Annotated in this window: 18 protein-coding genes and 1 tRNA gene; 1 reads left to right on the forward strand and 18 read right to left on the reverse strand. The window is 56.4% G+C overall.

Annotated features, from left to right (window positions below; all coding sequences use genetic code 11):
• Nucleotides 1–54: 54 nt before the first annotated feature.
• Nucleotides 55–141, forward strand: a tRNA-Leu gene (locus JNM42_RS03390).
• Nucleotides 142–205: 64 nt separating this feature from the next.
• Here JNM42_RS03390 and JNM42_RS03395 read toward each other — a convergent pair.
• From JNM42_RS03395 to JNM42_RS03480, 18 genes are all read right to left on the reverse strand, one after another.
• Nucleotides 206–1,231 (reverse strand): hypothetical protein, encoded by a 1,026-nt coding sequence (locus tag JNM42_RS03395; protein ID WP_294266174.1) that lies wholly within the window; start codon nucleotides 1,229–1,231, stop codon nucleotides 206–208.
• Between the two features lie 102 nt (nucleotides 1,232–1,333).
• Nucleotides 1,334–2,641, reverse strand: a complete 1,308-nt coding sequence (locus JNM42_RS03400; protein ID WP_294266176.1) for an adenylosuccinate synthase — start codon at nucleotides 2,639–2,641, stop codon at nucleotides 1,334–1,336.
• Between the two features lie 3 nt (nucleotides 2,642–2,644).
• A complete protein-coding gene (locus tag JNM42_RS03405) occupies nucleotides 2,645–3,802 on the reverse strand; it encodes an ATP phosphoribosyltransferase regulatory subunit (RefSeq protein WP_294266179.1) in 1,158 nt (385 codons plus the stop codon).
• Complete coding sequence (locus JNM42_RS03410; RefSeq protein ID WP_294266181.1) at nucleotides 3,799–3,984, reverse strand: DUF2065 domain-containing protein; 186 nt, start codon at nucleotides 3,982–3,984, stop codon at nucleotides 3,799–3,801. Before JNM42_RS03410 ends, JNM42_RS03405 begins: the two co-directional genes overlap by 4 nt.
• Nucleotides 3,981–4,871, reverse strand: coding sequence for a protease modulator HflC (gene hflC / locus JNM42_RS03415; protein ID WP_294266184.1), 891 nt, complete (start codon nucleotides 4,869–4,871; stop codon nucleotides 3,981–3,983). The genes JNM42_RS03410 and hflC overlap by 4 nt, the downstream gene beginning before the upstream one ends.
• Nucleotides 4,871–6,154, reverse strand: a complete 1,284-nt coding sequence (gene hflK, locus JNM42_RS03420; RefSeq protein ID WP_294266187.1) for an FtsH protease activity modulator HflK — start codon at nucleotides 6,152–6,154, stop codon at nucleotides 4,871–4,873. Before hflK ends, hflC begins: the two co-directional genes overlap by 1 nt.
• 20 nt (nucleotides 6,155–6,174) lie before the next feature.
• Entirely contained in the window at nucleotides 6,175–7,341 is a 1,167-nt protein-coding gene (hflX, locus tag JNM42_RS03425) for a GTPase HflX (protein ID WP_294266190.1), read from the reverse strand.
• Between the two features lie 103 nt (nucleotides 7,342–7,444).
• Nucleotides 7,445–7,684 (reverse strand): RNA chaperone Hfq, encoded by a 240-nt coding sequence (hfq, locus tag JNM42_RS03430; protein WP_294266195.1) that lies wholly within the window; start codon nucleotides 7,682–7,684, stop codon nucleotides 7,445–7,447.
• An 84-nt stretch (nucleotides 7,685–7,768) separates the two neighbouring features.
• Nucleotides 7,769–9,232: a ribosome biogenesis GTPase Der gene (der, locus tag JNM42_RS03435; protein WP_294266200.1), complete on the reverse strand. Its 1,464-nt coding sequence runs from the start codon at nucleotides 9,230–9,232 to the stop codon at nucleotides 7,769–7,771.
• A complete protein-coding gene (bamB, locus tag JNM42_RS03440) occupies nucleotides 9,229–10,368 on the reverse strand; it encodes an outer membrane protein assembly factor BamB (protein ID WP_294266203.1) in 1,140 nt (379 codons plus the stop codon). Before bamB ends, der begins: the two co-directional genes overlap by 4 nt.
• The gene (locus JNM42_RS03445) at nucleotides 10,365–11,051 is read right to left on the reverse strand and encodes a tetratricopeptide repeat protein (RefSeq protein ID WP_294266206.1); all 687 of its coding nucleotides are present in this window, start codon (nucleotides 11,049–11,051) and stop codon (nucleotides 10,365–10,367) included. Before JNM42_RS03445 ends, bamB begins: the two co-directional genes overlap by 4 nt.
• Nucleotides 11,051–12,358 carry a histidine--tRNA ligase gene (gene hisS, locus JNM42_RS03450; protein ID WP_294266209.1) on the reverse strand — a complete coding sequence of 436 codons (1,308 nt, stop codon included), beginning with the start codon at nucleotides 12,356–12,358 and terminating at the stop codon, nucleotides 11,051–11,053. Before hisS ends, JNM42_RS03445 begins: the two co-directional genes overlap by 1 nt.
• Complete coding sequence (gene ispG, locus JNM42_RS03455) at nucleotides 12,355–13,623, reverse strand: flavodoxin-dependent (E)-4-hydroxy-3-methylbut-2-enyl-diphosphate synthase (RefSeq protein WP_294266213.1); 1,269 nt, start codon at nucleotides 13,621–13,623, stop codon at nucleotides 12,355–12,357. Before ispG ends, hisS begins: the two co-directional genes overlap by 4 nt.
• Before the next feature lies 1 nt (nucleotide 13,624).
• Nucleotides 13,625–14,548: a RodZ domain-containing protein gene (locus tag JNM42_RS03460; RefSeq protein ID WP_294266215.1), complete on the reverse strand. Its 924-nt coding sequence runs from the start codon at nucleotides 14,546–14,548 to the stop codon at nucleotides 13,625–13,627.
• Nucleotides 14,545–15,345 (reverse strand): type IV pilus biogenesis/stability protein PilW, encoded by an 801-nt coding sequence (pilW, locus tag JNM42_RS03465; protein WP_294266219.1) that lies wholly within the window; start codon nucleotides 15,343–15,345, stop codon nucleotides 14,545–14,547. The genes JNM42_RS03460 and pilW overlap by 4 nt, the downstream gene beginning before the upstream one ends.
• Nucleotides 15,342–16,451, reverse strand: a complete 1,110-nt coding sequence (gene rlmN / locus JNM42_RS03470; RefSeq protein ID WP_294266222.1) for a 23S rRNA (adenine(2503)-C(2))-methyltransferase RlmN — start codon at nucleotides 16,449–16,451, stop codon at nucleotides 15,342–15,344. Before rlmN ends, pilW begins: the two co-directional genes overlap by 4 nt.
• A 28-nt stretch (nucleotides 16,452–16,479) precedes the next feature.
• Nucleotides 16,480–16,908: a nucleoside-diphosphate kinase gene (gene ndk, locus JNM42_RS03475; RefSeq protein ID WP_294266225.1), complete on the reverse strand. Its 429-nt coding sequence runs from the start codon at nucleotides 16,906–16,908 to the stop codon at nucleotides 16,480–16,482.
• 176 nt (nucleotides 16,909–17,084) lie between these two features.
• On the reverse strand, nucleotides 17,085–17,909 hold an 825-nt coding region (locus JNM42_RS03480), incomplete at its 5' end, for a TRAP transporter large permease subunit (RefSeq protein ID WP_294266228.1).

A 17,909-nucleotide genomic window follows, 5' to 3' on the forward strand; every position in this document is an offset into this window, starting at 1 on the left:
TTTTTTTATTGACATTTTCTTGTGTTCCTTTAGAATTCGCCCTTCTCTGGAACTGCCCAGGTGGCGAAATTGGTAGACGCGCTAGGTTCAGGTCCTAGTGGTGGCAACACTGTGGGGGTTCGAGTCCCTTCCTGGGCACCAGACAACATTACAAGCCGTTTCAGGCATGGCCGCAACCCAAAAAAATCCGGGTTTTGTGGCCAACTCAAAGATAGCGTATCGCATCGTCAAAATTCATCCTGGCCTCAGGTAGCTCGGCGCGTGCGAAGCACGCCAGCACAAACGCCCTCTGTATCTGTGGAACACCCTTGAGTTGCGCCAGCGAAAAACCAATATCGGAAGCGACATCGGTGCTTTCCTGATCCAGCACGACGTTCATCGTACTGATCCGCATTCGTTTTTTCTCTACGTGAATATAACGCTCCGGATGCTCAAGCACTTGGCGCAAAGTTTCCAGTTCGGCATCCAGCGCCGACTGCGGACTGCCTATTGCCTCCAACTGGCGCTCGTTCTCCAGAAGCTGTGCTTCCAGCTTCAACTTTTCGCATGAAACTACGGGCGCCGATCCAAAAACCGATCCCAGTCCGGGACCCTGCTGCTGGAGCAAGCGCAGCCGGGCACGGATCAACAAGCAGTTATCCTGCAGTTCGCGACGTTCGGATCGTTCTTCGCCGATTTCCGACAGCGCCTGAGCCACCAGATACTCATACGCCTGCGTTCCCAACAGACGGCGAACTTCCGTGTCCTGATGCCCGCAAATGCGCGCCTCATGGTCGGAAAAACCGATGACGGTCTGCACCACATCGCGCTGAACAACATCGCCCTGCAGCGACATCCCGAGCATGCGCTGCTCGTTGTACGTCATGACGAGGATGAAATAGGCTTCGTCGAGCGTAGGGTACTTGTCGATCAGGGTTCGCAGATTACTTGAACGGCCGAGGGCGTAAGGAATATCGGAGGCGGCGACAAAGAAAGCCCTCAGTACCGGATCGCCAGACCAGCACGCTGCCGAAACCCTGATTGGCTGAGGCAGGGAAAGCACCATCTCGCGGATGGTGTTAACACTGGTTTCAACTGCCGGCGCGAGACGTTCCTGATAAGAGCGCACGAGCTTCAATCGGGGATTGGTCAGCGTAACGGCCTTGTCGATCGCACGCAAGGTCATGTCATCGGAAGGACGATCCGGATCGAATTGCGCGGGGCGGTTCTTGAACCAGTCGAGAATGCCCATGGTCTACACTGCCCTGCGCAGCAAACGTGTTGACACCATCATGGCAACCCGTGGTACGCCGGCTTTCCTGATCGCAAACCAGGCAGTGCAGCGACTGACAAGTTACGCGAAGGGATGGCGGCGCAAAATCGTTTCATTGCGTTCCGGCCCGGTCGATATGATATCGATCGGAATTTCACACAAGGCTTCGATACGTTCCAGATAAGCACGTGCCGCCGCCGGCAGCCCGTCCAGCGTGGTTGCGCCGACGGTCGATTCGGTCCATCCCGGCAGGCTTTCGAGAATGGGCTGGCAATCGGCCACTTCGTCGGAGCCCATCGGCAACAGGTTGATTATTTTCCCGTTGAGCCGGTAACCCGTGCAGATTTTCAGTTCGGGAAGACCATCGAGCACGTCGAGCTTGGTGATGCACAGCCCGGTTACGCCATTGATCTGAATCGAGCGCTTGAGCGCAGGAAAATCGAGCCATCCGCAGCGTCGCTTGCGCCCGGTAACGGTTCCGAACTCGCGGCCTTTTTGCGACATCTGATGTCCGGGAACGCCGGCGGTCTCGATATCGAGTTCACTCGGGAAAGGTCCACCGCCAACACGTGTGCAGTAGGCCTTGGTGATACCCAGCACGTAGTGCAACATTCCCGGCCCGATGCCCGCACCGGCCGATGCCTGACCGGCAACACAGTTCGACGAGGTGACGAAGGGGTAGGTACCGTGGTCGATATCAAGCAAGGCACCCTGCGCACCTTCGAAGAGCAGATTCTGGCCAGCCTGGTTGGCGGCATTCAATTCGGCGGAAACGTCGACGACCATCGGCTTGATCAGTTCGGCGTCGGCCATCGCCTGTGCGAGCACGGTTTCGTAGTCGACCGCCTCGGCACCCAGAAATCGGGTCAGAACAAAATTGTGGTAGTCAAGATTCTCCTTGAGCTTCTCGGCAAAGCGACCGGGGTAGAAGAGATCGTAAACACGCAAGGCGCGACGTGCCACCTTGTCTTCGTAAGTCGGACCAATACCCTTGCCGGTGGTACCGATCCTGGCGTCAGCACTCTTGGCGGCCTCGCGCGCCGCATCGAGAGCGGTGTGATAGCCAAGAATCAGCGGACAGCCCGGGCTGATCCTGAGTCGCGAACGCACCTCAATGCCACCCGACTCAAGTTCATTGATCTCGGAAATCAGGTGGTGAATATTCAGAACGACCCCGTTACCGATATAGCAGGTGACATCATCATGGACAATGCCTGAGGGAACAAGATTGAGTTTGTATATTTTCTTGCCGACAACGAGCGTGTGGCCGGCATTGTGACCGCCCTGAAAACGCACCACACCCTGCGCGTGATCGGTCAACCAGTCGACGATCTTGCCTTTGCCCTCATCGCCCCACTGAGTGCCGACCACTACGACGTTCTTGGCCATTTTTCAATCAATCCCTGAAATTTCCTGAGTAATCCATTGCCCCTTGCTTTCGACCAGTCGTCGGTCACAGAGAGGCCCTTCGATAAGAGTTTCACCCGGCAAGCGTTCGACGACTATCTCGCCCTGCCCACGCAACTCGGCAATACGGGCCGTCAGTGCGGAATCGGTCGCGGCAAAAGGCGCCAGAATTGCACCCGCCGGATTGTCGCTTGCCGCCAATCGGGCCACTTCACGCAAATCCATCGAGAAACCGGTCGCCGGCCGTTCACGGCCAAAGTCTTTGCCAACGCCGTCGTAACGCCCGCCAAGCGCAATGGCGCTGGGGAAATCCGGGTAATAGGCGGCAAACACAACCCCGTTGTGGTAGTGGTAGCCACGCAGATCAGCGAGATCGAAGGACAAAGGCAGATCCGGGATGCCGGCCTGCAACTGACGCATCGTTTCCAGCGCCGAGGCAATCTCGGGTAGCGCAGGCAATTCACGGGCGGCAGTTTCCAGCAGATCCCCCCCCCCGTAGAGTTCAGGCAAACGCAACAGAGCGGTGCGATAAGGTTCGGGCAGTTTGGTGCAGAAATCGTGCAGACTCGGAATATCCTTGACTTGCAGGAGTTGCAATATTTTCACTTCGTCATCGGCATTGAGGCCGGCGGCATGCGCCAGCGCACGGAATACTCCGACATGCCCGATATCGATACGTGAAGCGGGTATGCCGGCCGTAGTGAGTGCCGCCGCCAGCAGACGGATCACTTCGAGATCGGCCTCAATGCCGGCGTACCCGAAGAGTTCGGCACCGAGCTGGATCGGCTCGCGACTCGCGGCCAGCGAGGCCGGCAGCGTATGCAGTATGCTGTCGCAGTAGCAAAGGCGCGTCACGCCCTGTCGATTGAGCAAGTGTGCGTCGATACGTGCGACCTGAGGTGTCATGTCTGCACGCAGACCGAGCGTGCGACCGGAAAGCTGGTCGACCAGCTTGAAGGTACGCAAGGTCAGGTCGGAACCTGATCCGGTCAACAGTGAATCGAGGTATTCAAGCAGCGGCGGCATGACCAGTTCATAGCCATGCACGCGAAAGAGATCAAGCAGAGCGCGGCGCAGACGCTCTATGCGAGCCGCTTCCAGTGGCAACGCGTCGGCAATGTATTCGGGTAACAGCCAGTTCATCGAAAAACCATCAACAGAACAATTCCAGCCAGCATCGAGGTCAGGCCAATGAACCGGATCTGTCCGTCGGTGAGCTGGATCAGACGACGGAATGTTTCGCGCCAGGTACTGGGAGCAAGAAAAGGCACCAAGCCCTCGAGCACCAGCATCAGCGCGAAAGCGATGAGCAGACTGGTGGTCATTTACCCGATTTTTCGCTGCCTCGACCGACACTCTTCATGTACTTGAAGAAATCGGAATTGGGCTCGACGACAATGATGTCACTCTTGCTCTTGAAACTGTTGCGATAGGCTTCAAGACTGCGATAGAAGGAATAGAACTCGGGATTCTGGCTGAATGCCTGGGCATAAGTGGCCGTGGCCTTGGCGTCACCCTCGCCCTTCATTTTCTGTGCTTCGCGATAGGCATCGGCAACGATCACCTCGCGTTGCCTGTCCGCATCGGCGCGGATTTTCTCGGCTTCGGCAAAACCCTCCGAGCGCAATTCGTTGGCCACGCGCTTGCGTTCGGCTTCCATACGGCGATAGACCGATTCACTGACTTCGGTCGGTAGATCAACGCGCTTCACCCGGACATCGACAATCTGCACGCCGATCTTGCGCGCATCGAGATCCGCCTTGTCGCGCATCTGCTCCATGACTTTGTTGCGCTCACCCGAAACAACGTCATTAATGGTGCGTTTACCGAATTCCTCACGCAAACCGGCATTCACCGTTTGCGACAGGCGTGTCTTGGCTCGCGTTTCATCACCGGCAACCGAAATATAATAAAGCTTGGGGTCGACGATCCTCCATTTGACAAAGGAATCAACCAGCACATTCTTCTTTTCCGAGGTGATAAAGCGTTCCGGCTCGACACTGTCCAGCGTCAGAATCCGCTTGTCGAAGTAACGCACGTTCTGGATCATCGGCCATTTGAAATACAAGCCAGGCTCCTCGATCACAGTGCGCACCTCGCCAAGTTGAAAGACGATGGCGTGTTGCCGCTGATCAACCGTAAAAATCGAGGCTCCAAGAACGACCAGTACCACCGCAACAACAGCGGCGGTGAAATTCAAACCGGCTTTCATTATCGTGTCTCCCGATCTCGTGAGCGCAAGGCCTCGCGCGAACGTGTTTCAGGCTTGTCCACCACCTGCGGTGGCGTGTCGTTGGAAACGACGGGGCCAGACCGTACCTGGGCTGGCATCTCGGCGCTGCTGCCGACGCTGGCAGGCGAGGCTACCGCAGCTCCGGCCGCCTGCATCAGCTTGTCGAGCGGGAGATAGAGCAGGTTACCCTGCCCCTTGGCATCGACAAATACCTTGCTGGTGCTGGAATAGACCTGTTGCATGGTTTCAAGATACATGCGAGTGCGTGTCACCTCCGGTGCCTTGGCATACTCGGTATTGATCTGCTTGAAGCGGCTGGCATCGCCCTCGGACGTTGCAATCACCCGCTGCTTGTAACCGTCGGCTTCCTGCAACAGGCGTGAGGCCGTACCTCTGGCCTTGGGAATCACGTCATTGGCGTAAGCCTGGCCTTCGTTTTTCTGGCGCTCGCGATCCTGACTCGCCTTTACGGCATCATCAAAAGCGGCCTGCACCTGCTCCGGTGGCTGGGCGTTCTGCATCGTTACTTTTGAAATGAGGATGCCTGTCTTGTAACGATCAAGGATCTCCTGCATGAGTGTCTGGGCATTGACCGCGATCTGCTCGCGCCCCTCGTAGAGAACGAAATCCATCCTGCTCTTGCCGACGATCTCGCGAATTGCCGTTTCGGCCACCTGCATTACGGCTTCATCGGGCGTGCGATTATTGAAGATGTAGTCAACCGGATCCTTGAGAATGTACTGAACGGCAAACTGGATATTGATAATGTTTTCGTCAAACGTCAGCATCAGTGCTTCCTTAAGCACCTTGTTTTTCTCGCTGCCGCGATAACCGATTTCAAGCGTCCGCACGCCGGAAATATTAACCAGTTCATGCGACTGGATCGGGTAAGGCAAACGCCAGTTCAGACCCGACTGCGTGCTTTCCTTGTACTTGCCAAACTGCAGGACAAGACCACGTTGTGAGGCATCGACAATATAGAAGCCACTGGCCAGCCAGACCAGCAACACAAGTCCGACCAGCAGGCTGATGCCACCGCCAAGAAACTTCGGGTTGAACTCCATCGGCGGTCGATTGCCACCGCTACCACCACCATCGCCGCTGCCTTTCCCCTTTTTGTCGAACATGCCGGACAGCCGACGATTTAGATCGCGCCACAAGGCTTCAAGGTCGGGTGGCCCCTGATTCGGTCGCTTGTTTCCGTTGTTTCCGCCAGCGTTATCATTACCGCGATTACCCCACTGGGGGTCATTGAGCGACATAAGTACTCCAATACTCGAAATCATGGTGCGGAATCCGGATCAAGAACAGGGTTGAGAACGCTTTCTCCAGCCATCGGCAGAGCACGCGCAAGGTGAAGTTTCTCTATTGCAATCTCGGTCAGCGCCATGCGCAGCAGAGGCAAACCATCGCCGCATTTCGCGCTGACCCGAACGCGAACAATTCTATCATACTCATCCCTTTCAAGCGTTGGCGGCAGTCCTGTCAGATCCTGTTTGTTGAGCACCATCAGTTGCCGCACTTGACTGGCACCGATTTCAGCGAGGACTTTTTCGACTTCGGCAATCTGATCATTGCGTGCAGGACTGGCCGAATCGACCACATGTACAAGGAGATCAGCCTGCGCTGTCGCCTCCAGCGTGGCATGAAATGCCGCGACCAATTCGTGGGGCAGGTCGCGGATAAATCCCACGGTATCGGAGATGACGATATTCCCGGCCTCGCCCAGCCAGAGCTTGCGCGAGGTCGTATCGAGCGTTGCAAAGAGTTGATTGGCGGCATAGGCTCCGGCATGGGTCAAGGCATTGAAAAGTGTTGATTTACCGGAATTGGTGTAGCCGACGAGCGACACGTTCAAAACCTCACCGCGACCACGTGCCTTGCGCTGCACGCCGCGCTGGCGTTCGAGCCTGGCCAGCCGCTCCTTGAGCAGCTTGACGCGTTTACCGAGCAGGCGGCGATCTGTTTCGAGCTGGGTTTCGCCCGGGCCGCGCAGTCCGATACCCCCTTTTTGACGCTCCAGATGGGTCCAGCCACGAACCAGTCGGGTGGCAAGATGATCAAGTTGCGCCAGTTCGACCTGCAGCTTGCCTTCAGAGCTTTGTGCGCGTTGCGCAAAGATGTCGAGGATCAGGCTGGTCCGGTCAATCACACGGCACTGCAGCATGCGCTCCAGATTGCGCTCCTGAGCAGGAGACAACTCGTGGTTGAAAATGACAAGATCGGCCTCGTGCGCGGCAACTTCGGCGGCCACTTCCTGCACCTTGCCCTTGCCGGCAAAAGTCGCCGAATCGGGGCTTTGTCGCCGTCCATTGACCTCTGCGCAAACAAAAGCACCAGCCGACTTGGTGAGCAGGCGCATTTCTTCAAGTTGCTCGGCAACATCGGCACGACCAAAATCGAGCTGGACGATGAGCGCACGTTCCCCTGCGGCGGGACGTTCAAGCATGAAGACGCTTTTTCAAGGACGGGAACAAAGGCCGGGCCGGATTCAGATTGAGAGACAGCCCGACACCAAGGTTAAAGGCTGAAAAGGCGCGGTACAGGGCAGATCAGGGCTCGCTGCTTCCATCGCTGGGGATGCTGACCGGTCGCGACGGCACGACGGTCGAAATGGCATGCTTATAGACCATCTGGGTAACGGTGTTCTTGAGTAGAACAACGTACTGGTCAAATGATTCAACCTGGCCTTGCAACTTGATGCCGTTGACCAGATAGATGGAAACCGGTACATGCTCGCGACGCAGCACATTCAGGAAGGGGTCTTGTAATAGTTGCCCTTTATTGCTCATGGTTAGACTCCATGTTTCGTTGTTGGTATAAGGCACGCCAGCTTAATTGATTTTCATCATGTTTGCCATACAAACCCGAATCAATCAGGCCGGTATCGATTTAGCCTTTGGTCTTGCCCCTGGTTTTGCCTTCGAGGCAGCCTGAAGCTTTGCTTTGACCAAAGCTCCGGCTTTTGGTTTCGGTTTTTCTTCGGATTTCGGTTTACGCCGGTTCTGTTCAGGCGGTTTGCGATCGGCAAACGGGTTTTGCGTCACATTGAACTGAATACGTAGCGGTGTTCCCTGCAGCTTGAATACTTCGCGGAACACATGCTCCAGATAGCGTCGGTATGAGTCCGGTACCTTGTCCAGGGCATTGCCGTGAATCACGATGACTGGAGGGTTCCGCCCGCCCTGATGAGCGTAGCGTAACTTGGGGCGGAAGATTCCGCTGCGTGGTGGTGACTGCCTGGCCACGGCGTCAATCAAGGTACGTGTCAATTGGGGTGTAGACAAATCGGCGGTAGCCGCCTTGTAGGCCGCGTCGACCGAACGGAACACGTGCGCCAGCCCCTGCCTCCTGAGCGCTGAAACATAGTGAAAGTTGGCAAAATCAAGAAACTTCAGTTTGGCCTCAAGATCACCCTTGAGTTGATCACGGACATACGAATCAAGGCCATCCCACTTATTTACCGCGACCACCAGCGCGCGACCCGACTCAAGGACAAAGCCAGCGATATGGGCATCCTGATCGGAAATATCCTGCTGCGCATCGAGCACCAGAATCACCACATGGGCATCCTCGATGGATTGCAGGGTCTTGATCACCGAGAACTTCTCGATGGTTTCGAAAACCTTGCCCTTGCGCCGTAAACCAGCGGTATCAATCAGGGTGTAGTGCTTGCCGTTGCGCTCGAAATCGACATAGATGGCATCGCGGGTCGTTCCCGGCTGATCAAAAGCGATGACGCGTTCTTCGCCGAGAAGCGCATTGATCATGGTGCTTTTTCCGACATTCGGCCGTCCGACAATCGCCACCTTGAGAATATCGTTCTCGTTGCCACTTTCCTGCGCTTCGGGATAGGCATCGAGCGCCAGTTCGATCAAGCCGCGCACCCCTTCACCGTGCGCCGCAGAAATGGCCAGTGGCTCGCCCAGTCCAAGCTCGTGGAAATCTGCAATGACAATGCCCTGGTTCATGCCTTCGGCCTTGTTCACCGCAACGAATACCGGACGTGCCGCTTTGCGCAGCTTGTTGGCAATCTCCTTGTCGAGCGCAGTTATTCCAGTACGCGCATCGACCACGAAAATGACCGCATCGGCCTCGGCAATGGCCTGCTCGGTCTGCCTAGCCATCTCATGCATGATGCCGTCTTTGGCGAGTGGCTCGAAGCCGCCGGTATCGACAACCAGATAAGGCTTGCTGCCCAGCTTTCCGTGTCCATAATGACGATCACGCGTGAGGCCCGGAATGTCGGCGACCAGGGCGTCGCGCGTCCGGGTCAGCCGATTGAAAAGGGTTGATTTGCCTACATTCGGACGACCGACTACAACGATGCTGGGTTTCATTGTGTCTCGATGGCGTACACACCACCGTTACTGGTCTGCACCAGCAAGAGATTGCCCAGCGTCTGCAAGGGGGCAATAACCGGGCTGCCGTCGGTCGTCAGGCGTGCCACGAACGAGCCGTCGTCACGACTCAGAAAATGCACCACACCCTGAACATCCGCCACGGCAATCAGGCCGCGAAGCGGCACCGGGGCGGTAACACGACGCAGGAAAAGCTTGTCCTGCTTCCAGATACTGGCTCCACTCGCCATGTCAAGTGCATGCACGGAACCTTTGTCGTCAGTCACGTAAAGGTAGCGCGCATCAATGGCCAATCCAACGGCACTCGACATGTCTCGCGCCCAGACCAGATTGCCATTGCCAAGGTCAAAGCAGGCGACACGCCCCTGAAAGGCAACGGCACAGATCGTCCGTCCGGAAATCACCGGGGCACTGGTGATATCGGCAACGCGGTCAAGTTCGGACGAACCTTTTGGCAACGCCACCGTACCTTCCCACAAGGCGGCACCGTTAGTCGTACTGACGGCAATCAGCTTGCCGCCGGGGAATCCGGCAAATACATACTTGCCGGCAATCACCGGACTGGCTGTAACACGCAGGGAAAGCGCCGGTGTCGGACGCTGATAGAACCATTTCCGCTTGCCATCAAGCGCATCATAGGCGGCCAGCCGGTTGTCTCCGCTACGAACAACAACAATACCCTCTCCCAGCGCTGGAGGAGAAAGAATCTCACTGGTGGCCTTGGCCTTCCACAATGGCTGGCCATCGGCGCTGGCAAATGCCAGTAGATCGCCCTTCGGCGAGCCGACTACGACCATTTTTTCGTCGGCACCCACACCACCGGATAGCGGCTGTCCGGCGTTGACCTTCCAGACCAGCTTGCCGTCATCAACCCGTATCAGATTGCCATCCTTGCTGGCGGCATAAACGGTGGAACCAGACACTGCCGGCACAAACGCATAAACGTCAGTCTTGCCGACGCTTTCACGCCAGACGACTCGCGCTTGCGCGCTCGCATTGATCGGCTGCAGTACGGCCATTTTCGGCCCGCTGCTGGCGAAAGGATTGATCGAATCCAGCGTCGAGCAGCCGGCCAGCGACAGTGCCAGAAAAACAGTGGCAAGACACTTCTTCATTGCGGGTTCACACCAAGCGCATCGATCTTCTGGCGCAGCAGTTCACGATAGACGGCATTGGTTTGCTCCTGCGGTGCCGAATTCCTGCCCTTGAGCGATTTGTCCTTTGCATCGAGTTTGCCCATGGCATTCTGATAAGCGCCGAGCGCTTCGGCTTTCTTGCCCTGCGCACTGAAGACGTCGCCACGGTTATCCGAAAAAATGGCTTCAAAACCCGCGCCGACACTGCCGTCAAGCTGTTTCAAGGCCTGATCGTACTCCTTTTCATCGAGCAGTACGGCGGCCAGACGCAAGCGCGCCAGATCGCGCAGCTCGTCCTTGCCATGCTCAACAACCCAGAGGAGCTGGGTCTTGGCGGATTTTGCATCGCCCGCATCGATCATAACTTTGGCAGCTGCCAGTGCACCGAGCGACGCATAGCTGGTTCCAGAAAATTTATCGAGCAGTTGATCGCTGGCCGTCCTGACGCGTTGCGAATCCTTCTCCAGAACCGATTTCTGCAGGAGGTTATAGACCATAGAAGCCTGGGCCGACTGATTGCGCTGATACCAGTTCCATCCCTGCCAGGCGACGACGATCAGCGAAAGCGCCGTAATGACGTTGATCAACAGGTTGCCATGCTGCTTCCACCATGTCTTGATTTCGTCGAGTTGTTCCTGTTCTTCGAGGTCGTAGGTCGCCATTAGGTTTCTTCCCAATCCAAAAATGAATTCATGATTTCGTCAGCAATGCGATCAATGGGGACTCGCTTTTGTTCCTGCTTCTGTTCGTTCGGACGATCACCGCTGGCACGCAAGGGCTTGAGCGACACTTCGCCGGCATTCGCCTCGTCATCGCCGATGATAACGGCAAAGCTTGCTCCCGACGCATCGGCTTTCTTCATCTGCGATTTGAAGCTGCCGCCACCGCAGTGGAACAACACATCGATTCCCCGGTCACGCAAGCCCTCGGCGACACGGGGCGCCAGACGCGAAGCGGCATCACCCTGATGCACGAGATAAACATCAATCCCCTCCAGCACCGGTTCGCCACCCGATTCGCGAATCAGTGTGAGCAGACGCTCGACGCCCATGGCAAAGCCGCAGGCCGGAGTTGGCTTGCCACCAAGCTGCTCGACCAGTCCATCATAGCGGCCGCCCGCACAGACGGTGCCCTGCGCGCCCAGACGATCCGTAACCCATTCGAAAACGGTGAGGTTGTAATAGTCAAGGCCGCGCACCAGACGCGGATTGATCGTGTAGGGCAACCCGGCATCGCGCAGGACCTGTTGCACGCCTTCAAAATGCGCCATCGATTGCGCGCCAAGGTGATCAATCAGATTTGGCGCCGTAGCGATCATCTCCTGCATCGCCGGGTTTTTGCTGTCGAGAAGGCGAAGTGGATTGGTATAAAGACGGCGTTTTGCCTCATCATCGAGCAGGTCGGCATTCTTCTCGAAATAATTTATCAGCTCACTGCGATGATTTGCACGCTCGTCCATCTGGCCCAGCGTATTTAATTGTAATTTTATGCCGTCCACTCCAAGGTCATCCCAAAGGCGGGCGCCCATCAGTATCTGCTCGGCATCGATATCGGGGCCGGAAAAACCGAAGGTTTCGACACCGACCTGATTGAACTGGCGGAACCGCCCCTTCTGCGGCCGCTCGTGGCGGAACATCGGTCCAAAATAATAGAGCCGCTGCGCATGCTGTGCCGCCATCTTGTGCTGAATCACTGCACGCACACAGCCCGCCGTACCTTCCGGACGCAGCGTCAGCGGCTCACCGTTCAGGCTGTCAATAAAGGAATACATCTCCTTCTCGACAATGTCGGTCACTTCACCAATGGCGCGCGTGAACAGCGGCGTCGGCTCGACGATGGGCAGGCGCATCGGCCGGTAACCGTAACTTCTCAGCCACGAACGGACCGTTTCTTCGAAATGTTCCCAGACTTCGGCCTCGCCCGGCAGGATGTCGTTCATCCCGCGCACGGACTGGATACTTAAATTCACTTCGCAAACTTTCTCTGGTAGGTGCGTGCCACGTAGCGGTCCACAATGGCGGTAAATTCTTCGGCAATGTGCTCGCCACGCAGCGTGACCGTCTTGGCACCATCTTCGAAGACCGGTGCCACCGGCGCTTCACCGGTACCCGGCAGACTGATGCCGATATTGGCTTGCTTGCTCTCGCCAGGGCCATTGACCACGCAACCCATCACCGCCAGCGTCATGTTTTCAACGCCATCGTACTCGACGCGCCACTGAGGCATCTTATTGCGCACGTGTTCCTGGATGGACTGCGCCAGTTCCTGGAAAAAGGTACTGGTGGTTCGTCCACACCCCGGGCAAGCCGCAACCATCGGTGTAAATGCACGCAACCCCAGGGTCTGCAACATTTCCTGCGCGACCACGACCTCCTGCGTGCGCTGACCACCGGGTTCCGGAGTCAGTGAAACGCGGATGGTGTCGCCAATTCCCTCCTGTAGCAGCACGGACATGGCCGCCGTCGAGGCGACAATGCCTTTCGAGCCCATACCCGCCTCGGTCAGCCCGAGATGCAGCGGGTAGTCCGAGCGCCGCGACAGTTCGCGGTATATGGCGATCAGATCCTGTACTCCGGAAACCTTGCACGAAAGGATGATGCGCTCGCCGGGCAGACCCAGTTCTTCAGCCTTGGCGGCTGATTCGAGCGCCGAGGTGACCATCGCTTCGCGCATCACGTCAATGGCATCTTTCGGCTCGGCACGCCTGGCGTTATCGTCCATGATGCGCGCCAACAGATCCTGGTCGAGACTCCCCCAGTTCACCCCGATGCGTACCGGCTTGTCGTACTTGCATGCAATTTCGATCATCTGCGCAAACTGCTCATCGCGCTTCCTGCCATGGCCGACATTGCCCGGATTGATGCGGTATTTGGCCAGTGACTGAGCACATTCGGGATGGTCCGCCAGCAAGCGATGACCGTTGTAGTGGAAGTCGCCGATCAGCGGCACATCGACACCCATGCGGTCAAGATGCTCGCGGATCTTCGCCACCGCAGCCGCCGCTTCCGGCGTATTGACCGTGATCCGCACCAGTTCTGAACCGGCGCGTGCGAGCTCGGCACATTGAATGGCGGTTTTCACGATATCGACAGTATCGGTGTTGGTCATCGACTGGACGACGATGGGCGACTGGCCACCTACACTGACCTGGCCAATCCTGACAACACGGGTCGGACGGCGCATTGCGAAACTTGTGTTCACTGATTTCTCGCTGGATAGTGATACATCTTTCATGCTATTCGAGTGTCAGGCGAGCCACATCATCCTTGCTGCGCAGGGAAAGATCAACCGTTCTGCCTTTGTACTTCAAAGTTACGTGAGATGCATTTCCGATGACCAGTGCAAACGGTGGCTGGCCTTCAATTTCTCGCTGACTATCGGCCTGACTCAACTGCGAAAAAATGATCTGGCCGCCGCGATCGCGTACTTCAACCCATGAAGGCTGGGCAAAGCTGAACTGCAAGACATTGGCCGATGTCGGAGCAGATGCAGAAACGGGCATAGACTGAAGCGGTGGCGCTACTGGCCCTTGCGAAAGCACGCTCGTTGCTGGAGGAGCCACGACAACTTCGGACGGCTTGGCAGCATCCGAACCTGGCGCTACAACTTTTTCGGAAGTAACATCACCCGATTGAGTTGCAGATTTCAGTGCAGACAAAGCCGAGTTCAATAATTCCTGCGGTAAAAAAAAGTAAGCCAGCACGGCTAATACCAGAACGATCAAGCCGGAAAGCACCCTGACATACTCCCGCCGGTCAACCTTGCCTTCCTGAGGAATATTCACAGGAGATCCGACTGACAGCTCAAGTTCAGGCGCCTGCGGCATTTTCAGACTGTCCAGCGCGCTCATCAGAAGATCAGGGTTCAACTCAAGAAAACGAGCGTAATTGCGAACAAATCCGCGGATGATTGTTGTGCAGGGCAAGCTCAGCCAGTCGTCGGCCTCAATCGCCACAACCTGGCGAGGACCCAGTTTAATCGCCTTGGCCACATCAGCCACAGTCAATCCCCTGGCTTCCCGGGCTGCACGGAGCTGCTGACCAACGCTCAACGTCAAAGGTGTCAAGGTTTTTGCTGAAACATCCGGGTTCATTTCCATTTCCAATCCGACATGCGCCTCCTCATCCAGCACGTGTGCCGGAACAATTTTCCCACTCATTCGAAGTTCCCATTTAGAAACTCCTGATACTCAGGCGAATCAGGAAATTTTCGTCGCAACTGGGCCGCCATACTGCTTTCGGCGTTGCGGTCACCGAGGCGGCGTTCAACACGTAGATACAACCACAGTCCCTCGGCATCCGGATCGCTCAAACGAACCATGTTCTTCAGATGCTCCCTGGCGGCGTCATAGTTGCCGCGCTTGTAGCTGATAATGGCCAACTGAAGCAGCGCTTGCGGGTTATTCGGCGAAAAGCGTAATGTCTTGCGGACATAGTCCTCGGCCAGATCCAGCTCGCCGATCTTGGCATGACACCTTCCGGCGTTCAGGTAGGCTGTTTCTGGCGTCTGATACAAGGGGTTTTTAAAGGCGCGCTGGAAGTAGGCAATGGACTCCCTCTCTTTCCCGGTCTGGCACAGGAACCAGCCATAGTTGTTGCTGATCTCCGGATCCTTTTCATCCAGGCTGAGGGCACGCCGGAAGTCCTTGTCGGCCGATTCGAATTCCTTGATGTGGTAAAGCACAACCCCCCGCGTACTATAGGCTTGGGCATAGTTCGGATTGATCGAGATGGCAATGGTCAGTTCTTCAAGGGCCACAATCAGATTGCCATTCTGAAAATACAGCGCGCCCAACTCGGTATGCAATTTGGCGCGGGTGTGTACATCCTTTGGTGTCGCTGACAAAAGCGCATCTTCCGGAGGTGCAACGGATTTCTGAGCCAGCGCTGAGGGAACCGCTACCAGTGCCAGGGCGAACAAATAGAAAAATGCGAGTAGCCCGCGCAGTGCCTTCATGGTGCTCTAACCTCGTGTAGATCAATAATTCGACGCGCCGTACGTTGCGTCCTGTCCAGCACCAGTCCGGCCAACTGGCCACAGGCGGCGTCGATGTCGTCACCACGCGTCTTGCGGGTTGTCGTAACAAGGTTCGCATCAATCAGTATCTCAGCAAATCGCCTGATACGGTGAACCGGCGAACAACGATACGGCGAACCCGGAAACGGATTGAAGGGAATCAGGTTGAACTTGCAGGATACATTGCGCGTTACCTCAAGCAACTCACGCGCCTGCCGGTCGGAGTCATTCACGCCATCGAGCATCACGTATTCGAAAGTCACAAAATCGCGCGGTGCTTTTTGCAGATAGCGATTGCACGCCGACATCAATTCACGCAGAGGGTATTTCCGGTTGATCGGCACCAGTTGATCACGCAAGGCGTCGTTCGGAGCATGCAGCGAGACGGCCAGGGCGACCGGACACTCGTCACGCAGGCGATCCATAGCAGGTACAAGACCCGAGGTAGACACCGTAACCCGGCGCCGCGAAAGGCCATAGGCGTTGTCATCGAGCATCAAACGCAAGGCCGTTACCGTGTTTTCAAGATTGGCCAGCGGTTCGCCCATTCCCATCAGCACCACATTGCTGATGATGCGCTCTGAGTGGTCAGCACGGCGGGGATCGGCTCCGAGGGCCTGGTTGGCCTGCCACAACTGACCAATGATTTCGGCCACCGTCAGGTTTCGGTTGAACCCCTGCTTGCCGGTCGAACAGAAGGAACAATCCAGCGCACAGCCGGCCTGGGTTGAAATGCACAGCGTTCCCCGCTCATTCTCGGGAATGAATACGGTTTCGATGGCATTACCGCCACCGACGTCAAAAAGGAATTTGCGCGTACCGTCGTCCGAGAGTTTGTCGGAAACGATGGCCGGCACGATGACCGACGCGTTGGCCTTGAGCTTTTCGCGCAGGCTCTTGGCGATATCGGTCATGGCGTCGAAATCGCTCTGCCCGAAGCGATGGATCCAGCGCAATACCTGCCTGGCGCGAAACGGCTTTTCGCCGTGTTCTGCCAGGAAAGCGGTCAGGCCGGCCGCATCGAAATCGAGCAGATTGACACTCATGCGGTGACGAATTCGGTTTGCCCTCGGCTTAACGGCCGGAGTAAACGCTCATCGCCGGAAAGAAAAAACCGATCTCGACTTTGGCCGTATCGGGCCCATCGGAGCCATGAACGGCGTTGGCATCAATCGATTCGGCAAAATCGGCGCGGATGGTTCCCGGATCGGCTTTCTTCGGATCGGTAGCGCCCATCAGTTCCCGGTTTTTGGCTATCGCGTTTTCACCTTCCAGCGCCTGGATCATCACCGGGCCGGAAGTCATGAAGGAAACCAGATCCTTGTAAAAAGGACGCTCTTTGTGCACTGCATAGAATTCGCCGGCTTCCTGTGGCGACAGCCAGGCCAGTTTGGCGGCAATGACTTTAAGACCGTTATCCTCAAAACGGGAATAAATCTTGCCAATCACGTTCTTGGCCACTGCGTCGGGCTTGATGATGGAAAGTGTGCGTTCGATAGCCATGAATCAAATCTCCTCAAAAAATTAGGAAAAACAACAGAAAAAAAGCTGAATGTACGGGAAACCCTGAATTGTACCAATACTACGTTGGGAATGCCGAAATTGCTGGTCTGCGAAAGCGACAAGCGCGCGTGCGGGCTTCCCCGAACGCGCGCCAGAATGTGACAACCAGGAGTGAGCTACATCACGCCGAGCTTTTTCGGTAGCCAGATCGAAAGATCAGGCCAGTAAGTCACCACCACCAGGAAACAGAGCATCGACAACAGCCATGGCCAGACGGCTACCGTCAGTTCGGTAATTCCCATCTTGGTAATTCCCGATGCCACGTAAAGATTCAAGCCGACCGGAGGATGGCACATGCCGACTTCCATGTTAACCACCATGATTATGCCGAAATGCACCGGGTCGATGCCAAGTTTCATGGCGACCGGAAAGAGGATCGGAGCAAAAATCAGCACGATCGACGAGGGCTCCATGAAATTGCCGGCCAGTAACAACAACACATTGCACATCAGCAGGAAGGCGATGACCCCCAGACCATGTCCCATCATCCAATCAGCCAGGGCCTGCGGGATGTTTTCGTTGGTCATGATGAAGGAGAACAGCACGGCGTTGGTGATGATGTAGAGCAGCATCGCCGACATGTTGGCCGAGTTGAGCAGCACCCTCGGCACATCCTTCATGCCCAGATCGCGATAAATGAACACCGCGCAGATGAAGGCGTAAACCGCTGACATCGCTGCGGCTTCGGTCGGGGTGAAGATGCCGGTGTAGATACCACCCATGACGACGACAATCAGCAGCAAGCCCCAGACGGAATCCCGAAAAGCCTTCCAGCGCTCGCCCCAGGTCGACTTGACCTGACGCGGATAGTTGAACTTTTTGGCGCGATACCAGGTGACGCCGCCGAGCACGCAAGCCAAAGCGATACCGGGAACCACACCGGCCATGAACAGCGCGCCGACCGAGGTGTTGGTCGCCACCGAATACATCACCATGACGAT

The sequence above is a fragment of the Propionivibrio sp. genome (genome assembly GCF_016790145.1).
In the GTDB taxonomy this organism is placed as follows: Bacteria; Pseudomonadota; Gammaproteobacteria; order Burkholderiales; family Rhodocyclaceae; genus Propionivibrio.